General features: G+C 39.5%; 20 protein-coding genes. 4 read left to right on the top strand and 16 right to left on the bottom strand.

All coding sequences use genetic code 11. The features are described from left to right. Positions 1-8: 8 nt before the first annotated feature. Positions 9-887, bottom strand: a complete 879-nt coding sequence (speE, locus tag HHO41_RS13790; protein ID WP_169099583.1) for a polyamine aminopropyltransferase — start codon at positions 885-887, stop codon at positions 9-11. 258 nt (positions 888-1,145) lie between these two features. On the opposite strand from speE, the gene HHO41_RS13785 reads away from it, so the two are divergent. Beyond that, complete coding sequence (locus tag HHO41_RS13785) at positions 1,146-2,033, top strand: selenium metabolism-associated LysR family transcriptional regulator (RefSeq protein WP_169099581.1); 888 nt, start codon at positions 1,146-1,148, stop codon at positions 2,031-2,033. A gap of 90 nt (positions 2,034-2,123) precedes the next feature. Here the strand turns inward: HHO41_RS13785 and HHO41_RS13780 are convergent, their stop codons facing one another. From HHO41_RS13780 to HHO41_RS13720, 12 genes are all read right to left on the bottom strand, one after another. After that, positions 2,124-2,714, bottom strand: a complete 591-nt coding sequence (locus HHO41_RS13780) for a CDP-alcohol phosphatidyltransferase family protein (protein WP_169099579.1) — start codon at positions 2,712-2,714, stop codon at positions 2,124-2,126. 60 nt (positions 2,715-2,774) lie between these two features. Then, positions 2,775-3,782, bottom strand: coding sequence for an ABC transporter ATP-binding protein (locus HHO41_RS13775; RefSeq protein WP_169099577.1), 1,008 nt, complete (start codon positions 3,780-3,782; stop codon positions 2,775-2,777). Beyond that, positions 3,779-4,495 (bottom strand): ABC transporter permease, encoded by a 717-nt coding sequence (locus HHO41_RS13770; RefSeq protein WP_248278466.1) that lies wholly within the window; start codon positions 4,493-4,495, stop codon positions 3,779-3,781. The genes HHO41_RS13775 and HHO41_RS13770 overlap by 4 nt, the downstream gene beginning before the upstream one ends. An 89-nt stretch (positions 4,496-4,584) precedes the next feature. Continuing rightward, the gene (locus HHO41_RS13765; RefSeq protein WP_169099573.1) at positions 4,585-5,487 is read right to left on the bottom strand and encodes an ABC transporter permease; all 903 of its coding nucleotides are present in this window, start codon (positions 5,485-5,487) and stop codon (positions 4,585-4,587) included. Continuing rightward, positions 5,474-6,736, bottom strand: a complete 1,263-nt coding sequence (locus HHO41_RS13760; RefSeq protein WP_169099571.1) for an ABC transporter substrate-binding protein — start codon at positions 6,734-6,736, stop codon at positions 5,474-5,476. Before HHO41_RS13760 ends, HHO41_RS13765 begins: the two co-directional genes overlap by 14 nt. Before the next feature lie 227 nt (positions 6,737-6,963). Then, positions 6,964-7,716 carry a glycine/sarcosine/betaine reductase selenoprotein B family protein gene (locus HHO41_RS22395; RefSeq protein WP_348981280.1) on the bottom strand — a complete coding sequence of 251 codons (753 nt, stop codon included), beginning with the start codon at positions 7,714-7,716 and terminating at the stop codon, positions 6,964-6,966. Continuing rightward, the gene (locus HHO41_RS13745; RefSeq protein ID WP_348981278.1) at positions 7,688-8,686 is read right to left on the bottom strand and encodes a lysylphosphatidylglycerol synthase transmembrane domain-containing protein; all 999 of its coding nucleotides are present in this window, start codon (positions 8,684-8,686) and stop codon (positions 7,688-7,690) included. The genes HHO41_RS22395 and HHO41_RS13745 overlap by 29 nt, the downstream gene beginning before the upstream one ends. A gap of 41 nt (positions 8,687-8,727) precedes the next feature. Next, positions 8,728-9,900 carry a TVP38/TMEM64 family protein gene (locus tag HHO41_RS13740; protein WP_169099565.1) on the bottom strand — a complete coding sequence of 391 codons (1,173 nt, stop codon included), beginning with the start codon at positions 9,898-9,900 and terminating at the stop codon, positions 8,728-8,730. Positions 9,901-9,923: 23 nt separating this feature from the next. Next, entirely contained in the window at positions 9,924-10,655 is a 732-nt protein-coding gene (locus tag HHO41_RS13735; RefSeq protein WP_169099563.1) for a YdjY domain-containing protein, read from the bottom strand. Between the two features lie 318 nt (positions 10,656-10,973). Next, complete coding sequence (locus HHO41_RS13730; RefSeq protein ID WP_169099561.1) at positions 10,974-12,857, bottom strand: ABC transporter ATP-binding protein; 1,884 nt, start codon at positions 12,855-12,857, stop codon at positions 10,974-10,976. After that, positions 12,854-14,581, bottom strand: coding sequence for an ABC transporter transmembrane domain-containing protein (locus tag HHO41_RS13725; protein ID WP_169099559.1), 1,728 nt, complete (start codon positions 14,579-14,581; stop codon positions 12,854-12,856). Before HHO41_RS13725 ends, HHO41_RS13730 begins: the two co-directional genes overlap by 4 nt. Positions 14,582-14,645: 64 nt before the next feature. Further along, positions 14,646-15,014 (bottom strand): MarR family winged helix-turn-helix transcriptional regulator, encoded by a 369-nt coding sequence (locus HHO41_RS13720; protein ID WP_169099557.1) that lies wholly within the window; start codon positions 15,012-15,014, stop codon positions 14,646-14,648. A gap of 344 nt (positions 15,015-15,358) precedes the next feature. On the opposite strand from HHO41_RS13720, the gene HHO41_RS13715 reads away from it, so the two are divergent. Then, the gene (locus tag HHO41_RS13715; protein WP_169099555.1) at positions 15,359-16,084 is read left to right on the top strand and encodes a DUF3784 domain-containing protein; all 726 of its coding nucleotides are present in this window, start codon (positions 15,359-15,361) and stop codon (positions 16,082-16,084) included. Positions 16,085-16,127: 43 nt separating this feature from the next. On the opposite strand, the gene HHO41_RS13710 is transcribed toward HHO41_RS13715, so the two are convergent. The 3 genes from HHO41_RS13710 to HHO41_RS13700 all read right to left on the bottom strand — a co-directional run bounded on the left by HHO41_RS13710 (position 16,128) and on the right by HHO41_RS13700 (position 18,633). Then, the gene (locus tag HHO41_RS13710; protein ID WP_169099553.1) at positions 16,128-17,666 is read right to left on the bottom strand and encodes a flotillin family protein; all 1,539 of its coding nucleotides are present in this window, start codon (positions 17,664-17,666) and stop codon (positions 16,128-16,130) included. A 12-nt stretch (positions 17,667-17,678) separates the two neighbouring features. Next, entirely contained in the window at positions 17,679-18,209 is a 531-nt protein-coding gene (locus HHO41_RS13705; RefSeq protein ID WP_169099551.1) for an NfeD family membrane protein, read from the bottom strand. A 241-nt stretch (positions 18,210-18,450) separates the two neighbouring features. Further along, positions 18,451-18,633, bottom strand: coding sequence for a hypothetical protein (locus HHO41_RS13700; RefSeq protein ID WP_169099439.1), 183 nt, complete (start codon positions 18,631-18,633; stop codon positions 18,451-18,453). 304 nt (positions 18,634-18,937) lie between these two features. Between HHO41_RS13700 and HHO41_RS13695 the strand changes: the two genes are divergently transcribed. Together HHO41_RS13695 and HHO41_RS13690 are read left to right on the top strand one after the other, a co-directional pair. Then, positions 18,938-19,465, top strand: a complete 528-nt coding sequence (locus HHO41_RS13695; protein ID WP_169099549.1) for a helix-turn-helix domain-containing protein — start codon at positions 18,938-18,940, stop codon at positions 19,463-19,465. A gap of 20 nt (positions 19,466-19,485) precedes the next feature. Beyond that, positions 19,486-20,469: an alpha/beta hydrolase gene (locus tag HHO41_RS13690; RefSeq protein WP_169099547.1), complete on the top strand. Its 984-nt coding sequence runs from the start codon at positions 19,486-19,488 to the stop codon at positions 20,467-20,469. Positions 20,470-20,518: the final 49 nt, after the last annotated feature.

Genomic DNA, 20,518 nt, shown 5'->3' with positions numbered 1-20,518 from the left:
AGCTTGTACTATTCATCTATTAAATCATGAACATATTTCGGAAGGTTAAATGAAGCTAAAAACATTTCTGGGCTAATATATTTTGTATCACTGTGTTTAAGCTTTGTTAGATCAGCATTGAGAGGATCATGCTTTTTAGAAGCAAGTGTAAAACTCCATAAACCACAGGGATATAGCGGAATGGACATTAAGTATGTTCTTACGACAGGAAAAAGACTACGTAGGTTTTTCACCGTTTTTTTTAATGTGTTTTGATTATAAAATGGAGAACCAGATTGAAAAACAACCACGCCTTCATCGGATAATGCATCATATACGTACTGGTAAAACTCTGAATTGAACAGTCTTTTCCCAGGACCAATTGGATCTGGTCTGTCTATCATTAATACATCATAATTCCCTGCTTGCTCCTGAATCCAATCGAAGCCATCTCGATGAAATATTTGAAATCTGCCGTCTTTCTCAAAAACGTCGGCCGGTGTTAACCATTTTCGACATATCTCAGTAACCTTTTCGTCAATTTCAATTACATGAATCTGCTCTATTTCCTTATATTTCATAGTTTCTCGTGCATTACCACAATCGCCTCCACCAATCATCGCCACTTTCTTTGGATTTGGATGGGTTACAATTGGAATATGACTAATCATCTCATTGTAAATAAACCCCTCGCCTGTTGAGATTTGGGGAGTGCCATCTAATACGAGCATTTTGCCAAATGCCACGCTGTCGACAATACTAATTTGCTGATAGTCAGATTGCTCATAATGTAATAATGCCGTAAGCTTATAGTTGATTTTTATTTTAGCGTTACTAACATAATTAGAAATCCATAACACACCCTTATCATCTTTCTTAAAACCTGAAAGAGATTTCTTATCTGCCACTTTCTCCACCTCCTTACTTTTCGGCATACTGTCTCTTAATAAGCTATGAAAAACCATGTAGACTCGCTATGCGATAAAAGCACAATTTATCCTTCAACACACTAAAGCGGTGGGGGACAGTCCCCCACCGCTTTAGTGTCATAAAATGTTCTTTTTTTTCGAATGATTTTTTTTCAATTTATTTGTTTTTGTAATACACTATATCTATCGTAAGTTTCTATATGAACGAATCGAATATTCCGATATCGAGGTGATCTTTTGGATTTTCACCAACTCTATGTCTTTACAAAAGTCGTCGAGCATCGCAGCTTCTCAAGAGCAGCCGACGATATCTTTTTAAGCCAATCCACCGTTAGCTCCCATATCAGTTCACTGGAAAAGATGTTAAACATTCATCTATTCGATCGCGTTGGCAGAGAAATCATTCTGACCCCACAAGGAGAGCGGCTTTATTATTGGGCCCAACAAATTTTATTATTAAAGGATCAAGCGATGCTTGACCTTAACCAAGAAATGACCGCATTCCGTGGCAAAATAAGAGTTGCGGTAAGCTCAGTTCCCGGACAATTTATTTTACCAAAATTGGTAAAGAAATTCAGAGAGGAATATTCACAAGTAACCTTCCATATCAAACAATATTCTTCAAAGTTAGTTGCCGAGAAGGTTATCAACGGTTTTGTCGATTTTGGAATCCTTGGTGAAAGATATGAGAATGACAGACTTCACTATATTCCTTTATTAAAAGAAAAGCTCGTTCTGATTACGTCTGCCCAAGCTAATTTCAACTCCCCAATCCAACTGCAGGATATTATTCACTATCCAATTATTATGCGTAATGCTGGTTCAGGGACAAATGCGATGCTAGAACGATTTTTGAAGAAGCAACAAATTGCCAAGGACAAACTTAACATTATTGCCTATACTGATGACAGCCAAAGCCTGATTCAATATGTTATTCAGAATATCGGAATATCCATTATTTCTGAAATAGCCGCAAAAGGATATGCTGACAATCAGTTGCTTAACATGTATGAAATTCCTGAGTTTAATGACGAACGGTATTTCTATCTCATCTACAATAAGCAAAAAACCTTGCCATTAATTTCGAAAACCTTTATTGAACAAGCACCACAGTGGTTGGATTAGCATGAAAGGGACCCATACTATTGAGTATGGATCCCTTTTATACTTAACATTTAATTAACCAGCTAGGTATTTTACCTCAACTAATATTAGCTATTTTAATATTCTGTACGCCTCGAGCAATCTTTGCAGCCCTGTAAGAATTTCAACAATGATAAATACAATAGTCCATAGTATGAGCTGGCTTTGAAATAAGGCTAATAATGAGAATAATATAAACCCTTCGGTACGCTCTGCCAAGCCAGGTTGATAATAAAACGATTTTGCACTTTGTTTATCTGAAACCGCACCGACTGTTAAAAAAATCGTCATCGTAAAAATGATCGAAATAGCTAATACTAAAAATAAAAACAGGATTTGCACATCCGGATGCTTAAGCGCTAAAGCAATTAAAATTCCCGCTTCCACCACGCGGTCAAAGGTCACATCTAGTACCGTCCCCCAACCAGACGTCGTCTTGCTTTGCCGGGCCATACTGCCATCTACAGCATCAAGAAAACCAGAAAGCCACAGCACCAATACTCCAATAATCGCTTGATTAAAATAGATTAGTACACTCGCGGAAATTCCAACGAGGAAGGCGATTACTGTCACCTGATTTGCTGACAGCCCTTTATTAATAAAAAATTGGGCAGTGGCTTGAATCGATGGTTGAACAAGTGCACGTCCATGTGTATCGAGCATGTTATTTACACCTCACTAAACTTGCTGAATCTACTTTATTTATTTACATGATTTCACAAATCAGTTTTCAGGATACCAAATAATTTTTTCAAATGGAACACCGATTCTCACTTGTTCCATTTGGTTTGGAATCTTATCCAACACACTAAGCTCCACCTCAAAGCTGAGCCCTGCCACCTCAACCATTACGAGATAGCCCTTTGGTTCATGCTTAATCCTTGAAACGATGCCTTCACGCCACACAATTTTACAGTTTTCATCTTGAGCCGTTATCTCCCCTAGTTTCTGCAAAATTAGCGCATTCGCCGGAATCCACCCTAACATATTTACATCAATATTACGAAGCGACTTTCCAATCCACTCTTGCCATCGCTGTAAGTTGAAGCGATTAGGCAAAGAAAAAAAAGCTGCAACTCGCTCAGACATAGGAGTTTGGTAAAAATCCAATGGCTTACCAACTTGAAGAATGTTTCCATCCATAATGACACCGACCTTATCAGCGACGGAATAAGCTTCATCCATATAATGTGTAACCCATAAAATTGAAAAACCCTGCTTCCTTTGCAGCTGATACAGCCATTCTGTTAATTGTTTTCGAAGTGGAGTATCCAAGGATGAAAACGGCTCGTCCAACAGCAGCAAATCGGGTTTCATGACGAGCACTCTCCCTAAGGACACTCGTTGCTGCTGCCCACCTGAAAGTTGATGTGGATAACGATTTCCATGCTCCTCCAATTGTAAAATAGACAAATACTCTCGCGCTCTGCTGTTGCGTTCTTTTGCAGGTGTTCCCTGCGCTCTTAAACCAAAGGCTAAATTCTCCAACACTGTCATATGCGGAAACAGGCGTGGCTCTTGAAACACAAGACCAGTCTTTCCTCTAGCAAGTTCCCAAGAAATGGTTCCAGCCTCTAGAGGAATTAACCCAGCAATCCCCTTTAACAAGGTTGATTTTCCGCTGCCAGATGGCCCCATTAACACAAAGATTTCACCCTCTGGGATATGTAAATGACAATTATCGATGATCGTTAGATTTCCATAGCTAATCCGAATTCCATCCAATTTCATGACTCCACCCCCCGAGAACCTTTATTTATTTTTGCTAAAATGAGAAAATATCCTAACACGAAAACCATAATCGGGATGAATATCCAGATACTATAAGCCGCTACCATCGTGGCATTACCACTACTCGCAAATGGGAAAACGATGAGCGGTAAAGTTAACAACGTACCCCCACTCATAATCCATGTAGGTAAATATTGGCTAATTGAAATAATCATGACGAAAAGGCAGGCAAGCAATAGCGCAGGCAAAAGCTGTGGCAGCTCAATCCATAAAATTATCTGCATGTAGCTTGCCCCTAAACTTTGAGCAGCCTCCTGCTGTTTTATACCGAGTAACTTATATTGATAGCTGACCATTGCAATAAAGTATGGTAGGGTAACTAAAATGTGAGCAATAGAGACACAAAAATATTCATTTAAAAACTCGATTTGAATGGCAAAATCATGCAAACCCATCACCGCCACCGTTAGCGGAATGAAAAGCGGCATTAATAGAGTCACGAATACTAAGCCCTTACCAAAAAATTGTCTTTGGCTAAGAATCCTAGCAGCAGGTAGGCCAAGCAGGACACAACCAACTACAGTGATCCCTGCAACTAAAAGACTATTCAATAAACCTTCAAGAGCCTTTCCTGACTGAGAAAAGATATAAGCCCAGGCAGAGAAATGAAACGATTCCGGGAACAATTCGGGCCATGGCCACAACTTTGTCATGCTCCAAATAACCAGGGATATGAAAGGAAGCACAATAAAAAGACTAATAACTATTAAAAACAGCCAGATGGATAGTTTTCTCAGTGATGCTAATCTGACCATATTTTTCTCCCTTTTACATACCAATTTTTTTGCAAGTATATGAGCAACAATCCAACCACTAATGCAATAATGGCCAAAACCATATTCATCGCAATCGCGATGGGTTGCCTTTCAATCCCAAATTGGGTATATTCCTGCCAAGCCATCACCGGAACAAAGCGTAATGAAGTTCTCGCTAATAGCGCGGGAATTTCATATGCACCAATGGCGAAGGCAAACACAACCCACATTCCCCCTACCCATAATGGCATTACCAGAGGTATAATCACCCAGCGAATCAGTTGCAGAAAGCTGGCACCGAGTATTTTACTAGTTTCCTGCCATTGCCTGATCAATTTCAGTAAAAACGGATAAGTTAATAGGACAATAAACGGGATCTCCTTCCACATATATGCTAACACAACACCAATTCCATATCGGTCATGGACAAGCTCCGGGAATTGTTCAAACGAATCGATTAAGCCAAAATGATAAGCAACACGGGAGTACCATCCAGTTTGCATAAAGGTTTGCATCAGCATATAGCCAGCTAAAAGATGGGGTACACCAAAGGGAAGCTGCAATAACATTTGAATCCAAGTATGCTTCGCCGTCGAAGCTGCCAAAATTAGCGATACAATAAAGCCAATCACTCCCGCCAAAAGCGAGATTGCCAGCGCAATACCGACCGTTACACCAATTGACTGAAAAAAGCTGAAGTCTAATAGCTCCCTGTATGCCGCTGCAAATTCGCTGTTGCCATAGTATTCAGGTTCATTTCCGAAACTGATAAGTAATGATTGAATGATACCGCCACCAAAAAAGAATAAAACAAATAAAAAGGCTGGCAGGATACCTAGCAGCCCTTTATATTTGTTTAAAAAACGTGAAGCATTATTATTTTGCAACATGATCGATCCAGCCCCGTTCCAACAATTGAACATAATCTGCCCCAATTTCTGGAATTCTATGCTTTGCAAGCTCTTCTTCAGGCAATGTTGCTGAACCGCGATCGATTTGTTTTAACTCATTTTGATATTTTTCTGGTAAACGATCCACAGCCAGTGATGTGTTTTCGCCCCAATATTTTAAATCCATTTTTGCAAGCTGTGCTTCAGGAGATAATAAATAGTTAATTAGCACCATTGCTCCACTTGGATTTGGAGAATTGTACGGAACAGTTAAAAAATGCGTGTTCGCCAACGTCCCTTTTTCTAACACAAACGTTTTCGTGGTCTTTGGAAATTCGCCGCTCGCAATTAAGTTAGAGGCTCCCGCTTCATCATAGCCCATGGTCATCCATACTTCACCATTTTTATAGAGCTGGTCAAGCTGTGACAATGATTGTGGATAGGATTTTCCTTCCTTCCAAAGATATGGTTCAATTTCATTCAAGAATTGCCACGTTTGCTCGGCATCTTTTTTGATCAACGACTCATCAAAGCCTTCAACATAAGCAGAGTAATTAGCACTTTTTTCATTCAACACCTGACGAATGAACGCACTTCCGGTAAAATCAGGCGGAGCAGGGTAAGTAAATTTACCAGGGTTTTCTTTTACCCATTTTGCTAATTCAACCATTGATTTTGGCGGATTAGTCACTTTTGTGGAATCATAGCTAAACACAAATTGAACTCTTCCCCATGGAGCTTCAAAGCCCTCTGTCGGATAGCCAAAATCATATTGAACCTGAGGACTGTCACCATCGACATAATCCTTGAAGTTTGGTAGTTTTTTCGTAATGGCTCCAAGAAGAAGATCCTTTTCTTTCGCCGTTTTAAAGTTTTCGCCATTTACCCATAGGACATCCATTTCGCCGGACTTTTTATCAGCTTTCTTCTCTGAAAGCAATTTATTAATAAATTCGACCGCATCCATCGGATAGCGTTTGACAACGACATCATATTCTTTCTTTAACTTTGGTGCGACAATCTCATCAATATAAGCATTAATTCCTTCATCGCCACCCCACATATAAAAGTTCACAGTGCTGCCCTTTGCATCAGCAACGATTTTCTCCCAGTCTTGATTCAATACATTGGACGCAGCCTGCCCAGATTGTTTATCATTGTTCTTTTCATTTTCGCTAGATGAACAACCTGTGATAAATGCCAATAGTAATATGAGCAGCAAACTTACGATTTTATTGATATTTTTCATCGAATCCTCCTTTCTTTTATTTCACATTGTGCTAAACAGTTAAAATAACTCTCCCATAATCCAAGGAACAGATATAAGCACAAGGCAAATCCGTGCACCGGTAGCCACTTATCAAGTAGGCACTCTGTCATTATTGAAAATAGGTTATATATCATTAAAATGACAAGCAGCGCCCACTTCGTATGCCAGAAGAATTTTTGGGCTTTCTTTGCAACTTGTGGTTTCAATTATTTCTTACGTCCTTTCCACTTATAAGGAAGCTTCACAATCGTTTCTGCTGAATTAATCTCACTTAAAGATGTAATGCAATCCAATAATATTTGCCTTTGCATATCTGTTTCAAATGCACGTCCAAAACTGCGCCCCAATGGAAAGCGAAGCTGAAGCGCTCGCGGAACGCGAACCTTCTCGGTTAAATCAATTAAATGCGTAATTGAAATCGTCGGAATCCCAGCCTTTTCAATTGCATGTTGAATCAATCCCACGGATTGATGGCATATATATCAGCCGGGATTTAAAATAACGGCATCGACAGCTTCATCTTTAAGTCGCTTTATCATAATTGGTATTGTCTCATCAATTAATGGTTTCGTATTCGGAATGTAGCCCATTAGCCCATAATGAGTCTTTGCAACTCCACCGATTATGCCTTCCGCAGCTAATTCCTTTAAGCGGGTTAACGGGAAGACACAGTTAATATCCTGGTCAGCATCACCCCGGTCGAAATGGGTATGACTTATCATTAAATCTGTTTCGCTGGCATTATAGGGGATGAACCTGACACTATAGTCGCCAGCTTCAACATCGAAAACCTCTTGTGATTTTAAGTGTACCCCTGCCGTTGTGATAAGCGCAAACACGGCATCGCTTGCCTTTTTTTCAAATCGTTGCAGCGGAATTGTCCCTTCAATTGGATTAACCATGTATTTGGCGCGCTGCGTTACAATTGATTCAATTAGTCTGTTGCCCGATAGCTTCACTTGATTTCCCCCTTTCTACTAGCCAAAATAAACCACCGAAAAGGCTGGAAACGGTCACAAGAAGCAAAAAGAATAAGGAAACTGCTACAGAGATTTCGTCCGGAACACCTAGCTCTTTGAAGAAAAAGATATAGCTAGCCTCCCTGACCCCAATACCATTCAAACTCACCGGCAGCATCGTAATAAACGAAATAAGCGAGATCATTACGATTAAATCGAGCCAGCCCACCTCAATTCCAAAACCTAGAAAGAGCAGCTGATTAATCCAAGCAAGTCCAATTTGAAACAAAAGCGAGAGCACAGCAATAACCACCCACCACGACTTACTTTTTTCTCGATATTCAGCTGCCGTCTCTCGTAATTTTACGAGGGCCTGGTTCATTTTATTTATCCACATGGTTATATTACTTTTCTGTGATCGCTCTGGGTTACTTTTTTCGAAATCCCCAATTTTTGCTTGTTTTTTTACCCATAGATTAAGAAGAACAAACAGTAACGTTAATCCACTAGCAACGGTATATATAGGTAACATAAACGGTCTGACACTGTCCATGAACAGTGTTGCAAAGACCACAATAGCCGTTAACGCAACACCACTTGTCAGTCGTTCGAACGCCACAGACGTTGTTGCTTTAACCATTCCGATGTCTTTACTGAGATGCATAATCCGCATGACATCTCCACCGACACTTCCAGGCAGAAAATTATTAAAAAATAAACCGATATAATAATATCGTCCTAATTTCCATAGTGAGATTGATTGGTTGAAAGGGTTTGTTGTGGATTTAGAAATAAGCAGTTGCCACTTCCAGATGCTTGTAGCAACCGTCAGTTGAATCGCAATAAACGCTATAAAAAAATAAAAAAGGGAGCCCTCCTTCATTAGACGGAGGGCAAGGTTCCATTCAATCCCACTTATCAGCCAAATCATCAAACCAGCACTGATGAGAAATCGAACTGTAAGTTTCACGACGTCCGCTCTCCTACTATTTTGCATTGGTTTGGAATTCATTAGCTTTTCACACCTCGTTTGCTAGCAATCATGCTATTTAATTTTGGACGTAATAGCATGCCAATGACCGCTAATGCAATCACGATTGTGAACATAAAGAATAAGATTTTTACTGTATCTGTAGCATTCTGGCCTAAATACGAATATAAAATTGTCGCTGGTAATTGCCCTAAACCAGTTGCCCAGAAGAATTGCCAAAAGGATACAGAAGTAACCCCAGCTGCATAGCTCACTAAATCAAACGAGACAATTGGCAAAAGTCTGGCTATAAAGATTGAATGCTTTCCATATTTTGCAAAGAAGCGATCCCACCAGTCTAGCGCCTTTTTCGTAATGATTTTTTCAACAACCGGTCGACCTAAATATTTTGCAATAAAGAAACAAAGAACGGCGCCGAGCATCGCGCTACTCCAAGATAGAATTGCCCCAAAAAACCACCCAAACATGAGCCCATTACTAAATGTGATAACGAATGCAGGTAATGGTGCAATAATTGATTGAAACACCATCAGCAATGCTGAAACGATTGCAGCTAATGGACCAAACGATAATAAATAATCTCTAAAGCCTTCAACATCAGCATTCTTTAGGTAAATAACAGAGTCATTCACCATGCTATTGATCCCGCCTTGACCTAAATATACAAGCGTGAACAGTGCGATAATGACATACAAAATCATCATCCCGGCACGGTTTCCCTTTGTCATGTGCTGCCAATCCATTTTTGTTTCCTTCGTTAAAATAACCGGGTTACGATGCGACAATAAAAGCATCACAAACCCAATCAAAAGGCTAACAATAAGGAAGATATTCATGTCATCAAGTGTTAGCGCTGTCTCCAAAAATACCGCTTTTCTAACCATATAAGCAGGCAAAATTTTAAGGCTTCCTCCCAAAATGGTTATCCCCAAAATGATGACCGAACTAAGCAAGGTCAGTACGATACTCAGCTTTGATTTTTCCCATAAAGCAAGGGGGCGGGCATTCATGAACACCCTTGCTAGGAAAAACCATACTCCTGAAAATATCATTACCGTTATAAGCATTTCACTATCAAAGCGCATATCCAGGAATTGACTTTGAATTAATAGGAGTGCTACTGCCATTCCGGTAATGAAAAATAAGAAGATAGCTGCAAGTAAATGGATGATTCCATTTAAGATTTGCTTCATGTTACCACACCCTTTTCAATAACTTATTGCACGATTGAATACGTTAATACAACTGGTGTACCGTCAGCAGGAAGTACTTCCGGGTTACCATGGAATTCCGCTGCTCCGCTTTCAAATGTGCCTACCGGATGGGATGCGTTACTGGTAATACCAGCTGGACAGCTATCAAAGCACATATAGCACCCAGTCATTTTAAGATCTTGAGTATCGTAGTTTCCACCGAAATGATATTCTAATTTTTTCCCTGTAGAATCAAGCATAACTTCGTTAATATCATACTCTTTTTTTGCACCTTCCCAAGTAATTTTGACAGCGACTTGGTCACCTTTAATAAATTTACCTTCAGGTGTTTCTTCGAATTCTTTAGTAGTGTCGCCACCTTTTTCTACTGCAGGCACTCCACCAATTTTAATTAATGCGTCATGGAAGTCTAGTGGATTTCCATAGCCTTTAAGAACAGCTTGATCACCATACTTACCTTCAACCCAGTTAAGCCCGTGACGAGTTGGCGTTACTAAATATTTACCATTAACGGTTGCATATACTTTTACTACTTTATTTTTTTCATCTACGAAAATTGGTTTCTCTTGTGTTACTTCAATTTTTGCTTCTTCTTTTACTTTTGTTTCTTCAGTCTTTGATTGCTTGTTTTCTTTGGAAGTGTCTTTTTCTGTAGATGAACACGCTGCCAAAACAAACATTGCTAAAGTTGCGACCATCAATAAGTTGAAAATTGTGCGTAAATTTCTTATCATGCTGTAACCTCTCCCGAATTTTTAAATTTTGTTAACTAATTTGCATCTGTAACAGTCGCGAGTTATTATTCTACAATTATTTTCGCAGAACCTCAGTGTCTTTGTCGAATTTTATCAAATAATATCAAAGACATCGCTCTTTAACAGTATATAAGACAAACTAGACCATTATAAATTCATTTTATCTATAAAGTTGGTCGCAATCTATCGCTTTTTTGAATACTATACTAGAATAATTTTAACCCTTTAACGCATTGGGGGACAGTCCCTCACTGCTTTAAAGCAGTGAGGAACTGTCCCCCCATCATTGTATTGTTGTTAGGCCGTTTCGGTTTGAAAATTTCCGGCTGTAAATTGGCTGTTGTAGAGGTCCGCATAGAAACCGTTTTGTTGTAACAGTTCGTCATGGGTTCCTTGCTCAATTACTTGCCCATGATTCATCACAAGAATTAAATCGGCTTCGCGAATCGTTGACAAGCGATGGGCGATGACAAAGCTTGTTCTGCCTTTCATTAGCGCTTCCATCGCATGCTGAATTTGAACTTCAGTTCGAGTATCCACGCTGCTTGTCGCTTCATCCAATATCAAGATTTTCGGATTAGCAAGAATGGCTCTTGCAATCGTTAATAATTGTTTTTGACCTTGAGAAATATTTGATGCCTCTTCATTTAGAATTGTGTCATAGCCTTCTGGTAGTGTCCGAATAAATTGGTCGGCATGGGCTGCTTTTGCTGCTGCAACAATATCTTCCTCTGTTGCTCCAATTCGACCGTAGCCGATATTATCGCGGATTGTGCCATTAAATAACCACGTATCCTGCAGCACCATTCCAAACATTTTTCGCAATTGATGCTGTTTCATTGCCTGAATATCCATTCCATCAATCATTATTTTCCCACTATTGATCTCATAAAAACGCATAAGTAAATTAACGAGGGTTGTTTTTCCTGCACCTGTCGGACCAACAATCGCAATCGTTTGTCCCGGCTTAACGTTAATATTTAAATCCTCAATTAATGGTTGATCCGCTTTATAAAAAAACTGAACATGCTCGAACACAACTGCGCCCTTTGGATACTCAAGAACATCGTTTCCGGTTTCAATTATTTCTTCCTCATCTAAAATCTCAAAAACCCGTTCTGCTGAAGCAATAGTTGATTGAACAATATTAGCAATTTGTGCCGTTTGTGAAATTGGCTGTGAAAATTGACGAGCATATTGGATAAATGCTTGAATATCTCCAATTTCTATCGTTCTTTTTGTCACAAGTATTCCACCGATTACGCAAATGAGCACATATCCAACATTATTGATAAACATCATTGTCGGCATGATTACACCGGAAATAAATTGCGACTTCCAGCCTGAATTATAGAGTTCTTGATTAATCTGTTTGAAAGTCTGAATGGACATCTGTTCTCGTCCATATGCCTTAATTATCGGATGGCCTGTATACATTTCTTCAACATGGCCATTCAGTTCACCTAAGGTAGCCTGTTGCGCTTTAAAATATTTTTGTGAACGCTTAGCAATCATAATCGTTCCAACAAAAGTTAACGGCAATGTCAGTAAACAAATTAATGTCAATAACGGGCTGATTGTCAGCATCATAATAATGACACCAATAATTGTAATGACCGCAGTGATCATTTGCGTTAAACTTTGCTGCAGTGTATTGCTGATATTGTCAATATCGTTTGTAATCCGGCTTAAAATTTCACCATGGGTTTTAGAATCAAAGTATTTAAGTGGCAGATTGCCGAGCTTAACATTTACCTCTTCCCGTAACTTATAGACTACCTTTTGGGCCACACCAGCCATGACATACTGCTGGAGATAAGTAAACAAAGAACTAATTACATATAGCCCAATTAATATCAAGAGAATTTGTCCGATATAATCAAAATCAACCTCGGCTCCAGGCACGCCTTTAAACTTCAGCATCATCCCTTCAAACAGCTTCGTTATTGCCTTACCTAAGATTTTTGGACTGGCAATTGAGAAAATGGTACTTAATATTGCAGCAACAAAAACAGCCATTAGTTGATATTTTTGCGGTTTAAAATAACGTATTAACCGTTGCATGGTGCCCTTAAAATCTTTTGCCTTTTGTACAGGCATTCCCATGCCCGGTCCATGTCCACCTGGTCCAGGTCGAAATCCAGGCCCGCCTTTTCGCTCCGACTTGCCTTTTTGGCTCATGCTGATTCCTCCTCTGTCATTTGAGAAGCTACAATTTCGCGATAAACTTCACTCGTTTTTAACAATTCATGGTGTGTGCCAATTCCAGCAATTTCTCCATCTTCCAGCACAATGATTTGGTCGGCATTCATAACCGTGCTGACGCGTTGTGCTACAATAATGACCGTCGAATCGGTTGTCTCACCTTTTAAACTAGCGCGAAGTTTGGCATCTGTTTTTAAGTCTAACGCTGAAAAGCTATCATCAAATAAGTAGATTTCCGGCTTTCGTACGAGTGCACGGGCGATGGCCAGGCGTTGCTTCTGACCCCCTGAAACATTAGTCCCACCTTGTGAGATTTCCGACTCATAGCCTTTATCCTTTTCTGAAATAAAATCAGTAGCTTGTGCAATTGTCGCTGCGTGTTGTATTTCGGAATCCGTTGCATCCTCTTTCCCATAACGAATATTTTCAGAAATTGTTCCACTGAACAATACAGCTTTTTGCGGAACATAGCCAATTTTTCTTCTTAACTCTGCTTGTGACTGTTCACGGACATCGACTCCATCCACAAGGAGCTTCCCGGCTGTTATATCAAAAAATCTAGGTATCAGGCTTAATAATGTTGTTTTTCCTGATCCTGTCCCGCCAATAATCGCTGTTGTTTGACCAGGTTTGGCTGTAAATGAGATGTTTGATAGTGCTGGAATTTCCGCACCAGGATAGCTGAACGTTACATTGTTAAACTCAACTAATCCCCGGCTACCTGTTGCACTTTTAGGCTCTGGATGCTGAAGAATGGTTGGCTTCATTTCCAATACCTCTGTGATTCTCGTCGCTGAAACCTGGCCACGCGGAACGAGTACAAACATAAAGGAGGCCATGACAATTGCCATCATAATTTGCATTGCATACTGGATAAAGGCCATTAAGTCGCCAACCTCCATCGCCCCACTATCAATGCGGATACTGCCAAACCAAACAATAGCAACAATCGATACACTCATAATGAACATCATCATCGGCATCATCGAGGCCATAATTCGATTAACCTTTACGGCTGTATCAGTTAAATCAAAGTTTGCTTCACTAAATCTCTCTTTTTCAAACTCGTCGCGATTAAAGGACCGAATGACGCGGATCCCCATTAATTGTTCACGTACCACTTGATTTAGGCGATCCAATTTAACCTGCATCGCTTTAAAAAACGGAACGCCCTTTTTCACTATCAACAAAATCACTACCGTAATGACAGGAACCACACCAACAAACACCCAAGAAAGCTCGGCATCCTGATTCAAAGCCATGAAAATCCCGCCAATCGCCATAAACGGTGCCATGATCATCATTCTTAGCATCATGACTAAAACGTTTTGGACCTGAGTAATATCATTTGTCGTTCTTGTAATCAGTGACGCTGTTCCTATATTGTCAAATTCCTGCAACGAGAAATTTTCAACATGCGTAAATACCTGCTCTCTTGTCTTTCTTCCAAAAGCAGCGGAAATTCTAGCTGAAAAGAAGCTGACGAAAATCGAACAAATCATACCACCGGCGGTGACTAACAGCATGATGCCACCAATTTTCCAAATATAATCTTTATCGCCGGTTACAACGCCCTTGTCGATAATATTTGCCATCAGTCTTGGTAAATATAAATCTGATAAAGTTTGTAAAAATACAAACAAAAACACAAAGGTAACCTGAAATTTATAGTCTTTTAAAGTTCTGAATAATTTCAGCACGCTCGTACCTCTCCAATCGTCATTATGACTTTCAAAATTTTAGGGTTATTTTTAAAAGCTGCTGTTAATCTCGTTGTTCCTCATTCATCTGATGGAGGAAATATTCCTGCATCTTTTTTAATGTTTCAATAAAAACGACTGTTTCCTGTTCACCAAGGTAATCAATCAAGCCATTATACTTAGCTTGGACCTCTTTCTCGACCTCCTGTAGCGCCTTTTTTCCCTCATTTGTCAAACGAATCCACACAGAGCGGCGATCAGTTGACCTTGTGATTCTTTCTACTTGGCCTTTACTTTCTAATTCATTTATTAATTGCGTAACAGTTGGGGCCTTCACATGTAGGTATCTGCTGATTTCCGATACCTTCATTTCACCTTCGGCAGATTTATTAATGGAAAATAACACCATAAGTTCACTTCGTTTTTGCTGCATATTTCCGCGCTGTGAGAATATCTTTGGGAATTTTCTTAGTGTTGTGATTAGCTCCTCTACTAGTTCTTGTTTATTCTCGTTAATTATAAACACCCCCATTTTAGTTAGGATAGTTAATATTTAGGTTGATTAATAATTAGGTTACCTAACATTTAATATACCTAATTAAACAATATTTTTTTGTGTCATGTCAAGCCGTTATCTTAATATATTTTTTCGATTTAACTGTCCTAATTTTGTCAGAATATCAACGCATAGACTGTGTGAATGGTTTACAATTATCATAAAGGAACACATCATATTCTTTTGTTTCAATTGAGCTGAGATAAAGGGGGAGTAATGGTATGTGGATTCTAATTACAGTCCAGTTGTTTATGATTGGTCTGTTCTTTCTACTTGGCTGGGCTATTCGTAAGAAAAAGGCCTATTCACTTATTTCTGGATTTGCAACTCGTCCTCTGGAAGAGCAACAACAATTAATAGAAAATGGCTATCCGCAAAAAACCGGGGCAATGCTTCAAATAACAGCAGTCGGGATGCTCTTATTATTACCACTTGTTTTCACCGATATTAAGTTTGCAATGGAAATTGAGTTTGGATTTATGCTTTTCTTTTTACTGGGTGGATTTGTTTATTTGTCAAAATTTGAACTACCAAAAAAACGAAAACGCAGCTATATTATTAGCACCTCATTTTTCGTCGTCATTACAGGATTTGTAGTAGGTCTTTATATTCTCGGTTATCAAGAATATGAGCTGATTATGAAAAAGCAATCCTTTGAGATCACCGGAATGTATGGAATTGAGTGGGAGATCCAAGATATCAAGAGGATAGAACTACTGGAGGAAATGCCTAAAGTTACATCCAAACAAAATGGTTTCGGCCTAGCAACGCTGGCTAAAGGCTATTTTACTGTGACTGGCTATGGACGCAGCTTATTATTTATTCAAAAAGACCATGCGCCATACCTGTATATCGAGCTAAGTAACAAAAAAATCTTCATCAACAACGAAAACCCCGATACAACCAAGAAATGGTATCAAGAACTTAACACCGCTGTAACGCATTAACGTGTTGGGGGACAGTCCCCCAACACGTTAATGCGTTAAAATGTTATTCGTCAGCTTGTGGTTTTGGTATTGGTTTTGATTCTGGTACTGGTACTGATTCAATCTGTTTACGAAGCGGAGTTGCTTTTCCTGAGAAGTTCTCAATCAACTCTTTCACATCAATACCTGAAGATGCTTTTAAAGATTCTTGAAGAGTTGCCATCAGATTTGTCGCATAGCCTGTTACTTTATTTGCACCGCTATTAGGACCGCTTGAACCTGTGTCAACGACAGTAATTTTATCAATATTACCGAGTGGTGCGGCAACCTGTTTCGCATATTCAGGCAACATTTTCATAATCATATCGAGAATCGCAGCCTGACCGAACTGTTCGAAGGCTTCGGCGATTTTTTCCTTTGCCTCTGCTTCTGCGACCCCTTTTAAACGGATAATTTCGGCTTCCGCTTCCCCTTGTGCTCGTTGGGCATCGGCTTTTGCCAAACCGTCTATACGTACTTTTTCTGCTTCGGCTTTGGCCATCGCTTCAATACGATATTTATTAGCATCAGCGTCATAAATTTGCTTCGCTTTTTGGGCAGCAGCTGCTTGCTCAACTGAGTAACGATCGGCATCTGCTTTTTTCTTAACCTCTGAGTCATACTGTTTTTCACGGCGCAGAATTTCTTTTTCCTCAAGCTCGATTTGCTTTTGACGTTCAATGATTCTCACTTGCATTTCTTGCTCCGTTACTTCTTGCTTTGAACGCGCTGTTTCCAAATCATATGCCTGGTCGGCACGGGCTTTGGCGATATCTTGCTCCCGACGAAACTCAGCTATTTTGAGCTGATTTAATTTTTCAGCCTCGGCGATTTCTGTTGCTCGTTCTAGTTCAGCTTTTTTGGCTTCCTTCGCTGCTTCAGCCCGTTTAATTCTTGTTTCTTTTTCTGCATCAGCAGTAGCGATATCGGCATCACGCTTAACCTGAGCGATTCGCGGTTTCCCAAGTGAATCTAAATAACCATTTTTATCACGCACATCTTTAATGGTAAAAGAGACGATTACGAGTCCCATTTTCGCTAAATCCTGAGAGGCAACACGTTGCACTTCTTGTGAGAATTTATCACGATTTTTATAAATTTCTTCTACTGTCATTGAGCCTAAAATTGAACGTAGATGCCCCTCTAACACTTCACGAGCCTCATTTTCACGATCTTGCTTCGTCTTTCCTAGAAATTGCTCAGCAGCAGTAGCAATTTCGCTAATTGAACTGCCAATTTTGATGATGGCAGTCCCGTCTGCAGTAACTGGTACGCCTTGTTCAGTGTAAACCTCAGGCGTGGTTACTTCTAGCTTGCTTGATAATAAACTAAGCGGTCTAGATTGTTGGAATACTGGAAAAATAAATGCACCACCACCGCGAATGATTTTAATTCTATTATTCGATTCATCCGAGTGCACATTTTTACTTCCAAGGAAACTTCCAGTTACAATTAATGCTTCATCAGGTCCGGCTGTTTTATACTTTGTAATAAAAACACCGATTAAGGCCAATAGGATAAAGACGACAACACCAACAACGACCAATATAATATTAAATTCCATGGGCATTACCTCCTAGAAAAAGTTTTCGGTTTCCTCATAGTTCTCCACTTGCAGTACACCATTCACCACATCGATGATTAAGACTTTTTTTCCATTTGGTATTTCTTTTTTCCTAAAGCTTGTTGCAGGCTTTGAGACGCGGCCACTGATACTCTCAATTAGGACCTCACCATAGCCATCCATTGGCACAGTGGTAATCACCGTTCCCGTTCGACCGCGCAAGTCTGTCTCTTTATAAACAAGGGACTCCTCTGCATTTGAAATGGGAATTAGCACGAACACATTTAACAAGGTTACTAGAATAAGTGCAATTGCTCCACTAAAGGTCGCAATCCAACCACTATGTAGCGATAATAACAATTCACCTAAATAGCCGCCGGCGGAAAATATGGTGATAAACGAAAATACTAATGTTGGGTTGATAAATCCATCTAACATGGCACTGATTGCATCGCCAAATAATAAATAAAGAAGGGTAATGGCGCCAGAAATAATTAAGCCATATAAATAGATGGTTTCAAGCGGTGTTCCAAATAACTCCATGATTCATCTCCCCTTTCGTTGTTTGTGTGTTACATGGCATCATTCCCGACATATATCATTTATTAAGAATATATACGGTTAAAAACCTGAAAAGTTTCAATTCTTCTATAATTGTATTCTACTGGATACAAGCAAACACCTTCACAAAAGCCTTCAGTGACCAACATTCCAGCACCAGAAAGACACACTTTTTTCACACTTTAAAGCGATGGGGGACAGTCCCCCATCGCTTTAAAGTGTGTTAGCAGCCGCATGTTTCACCGGAGTCGCCAAAATCAGGTCCTTGCAGAATTAATCCATTTATTTCTGCATTGTATGCGAGTGTAGTACGATCAGCATGTGGTTTAATAATCGGATCGATTGCCACTTGGATGCCATTAACAGTCGATACTGTATCCTGTTCGCGTGGCTCATCCAGAGCCAAATCAATATTGGTCTTATTTCAGCTAAAGCCAGCAAAAAATACGCGAATTCCAGCAGAGTTGTTTTCCTTTAGCATCTCTTTAATGACTTCACTTGCCTCATTAGTGATTTCCATTGTCCACCCTCCCCATTCCGCCAAAATATAAGCGAATTGTTTATTATTCTTGATTAGTGTTGACTATTAACCCGATACATATTATTATCAAAAGTGAGAATATTAAACACTTTAATCAAATAAATTTTTTTGCACTATTATTATCATTATCGATAACAATAACAATATACATCTATTAGGAGGGATACACATGAAGCCACAGTCAAAAGCAGAGTTAATCCTTCACCCTGTCCGATTGAAAATTATTCAATCACTGACAAACGGCAAGCACTTAACTGCCCACGCAATTGCTGAGCGAAACAAAGAGATACCCCAAGCCACATTGTACCGTCAACTCAACACGTTATTAGAAGCAGAAATTATTCAGGTTGTAAAAGAGAACCCCATTCGAGGAACAATCGAAAAGGTATATGCGCTTAATGAACCATCAATTCAATCTCAACAAGATTTATTAAACCTTTCGAAAGAGGAGCACCTTGAGCTATTTATGACCTTTACGACACAGTTATTAGCCCAGTATGAAGCATATTTAGATAAAGAGGACATTGATTTAGTTAGAGATGGAGTCAGCTATCGTATCGGTAAACTCTATTTGTCAGACGCTGAATTCAAAGAATTAGTGATGAAAATGGGTTCGCTGCTCCAAGACGCCATGCAGCATGAACCTTCTCCAGAGCGGAAAGCAAGAAATCTCGCGACTATTATTATCCCTGAATAAACTAATGGAGGTGCTGTAACATGATTGAAAAAGAAATTAGTTTTGATGGAATAAACTCAGCCTATGGAACCATTGCCATCCCACAATCCGAGGGTGTTTTTCCAGCAATTTTGATTTTACCAGGCTCGGGTGGGCTTGACCGTAATGGCAACGACCGTAAAGGCAAAATCCAAACGAATCTTTATCAAAACCTGGCTCATTTTCTAACCAAGCTTGGTTTTGTAACATTTCGTTATGATAAAATCGGAACTGGTAAGCGCGAAGGAAACATATTAACTGTTGGATTGTCAGATCTAATCGCTGATGCCGAGCATGCATTTCAGTTTCTAAAAGCACAGCCATTTGTTGACAGTAATCGGATTATTTTATGCGGCCATAGCGAAGGAACGATACATGCAACGGCACTTGCCGAAACAGTGAATCCAGCCGGCATCATGCTTTTGGCCGGTGGAGTAGATAACTTGATTGAAGCACTGAAAAAGCAGCGACAGTTAGCTTACCATGAGCTTTTAGCTAAACCAGGGATTCAGGGCTGGCTCAATCGAACGCTAAAAATCGATGTTAAAGGTGAAAAACAAACGGAAAACCTAATGAATAAAATGATCAACTCTAATAAGGATGTAATCAAAATTCAGTTATTCTTCAAACAACCGGCAAAATATTTCCGCGAACATAATGCCTTTAACGCTAGAGCTTCTCTAACAAAAGTAACCTGCCCAGTTTTGGCCATTCAGGGTGATAAAGACCCGCTTTGTGATAATAGTGTCTTAGCTGAACTTGCCGAGCTAGTTCAGGGAAAAAGTGAATATCTCATTATTCCCAACATGGAGCATACGTTAAAAGAACAAACTGAACCAAAAAACATCTTGAATTACCAAAAGCATATCAAGAACACTACTAATCAACCATTTCATCCTGAAGCTTTGAATAAAATTGCTGAGTGGTTAACCTTGAATTTCGGAGACAAAGCAGCCAGCAATGAACCAATTAAAGCAATTAAATAGGATATAAAAAACTGGCTCATTATCTTCTGAGCCAGTTTTTTCATCCTAC

Source organism: Bacillus sp. DNRA2 (assembly GCF_012843265.1).
Classification (GTDB): Bacteria; Bacillota; Bacilli; order Bacillales; family Cytobacillaceae; genus Bacillus_BU.
This window is presented reverse-complemented; position numbering and strand designations above follow the sequence as displayed.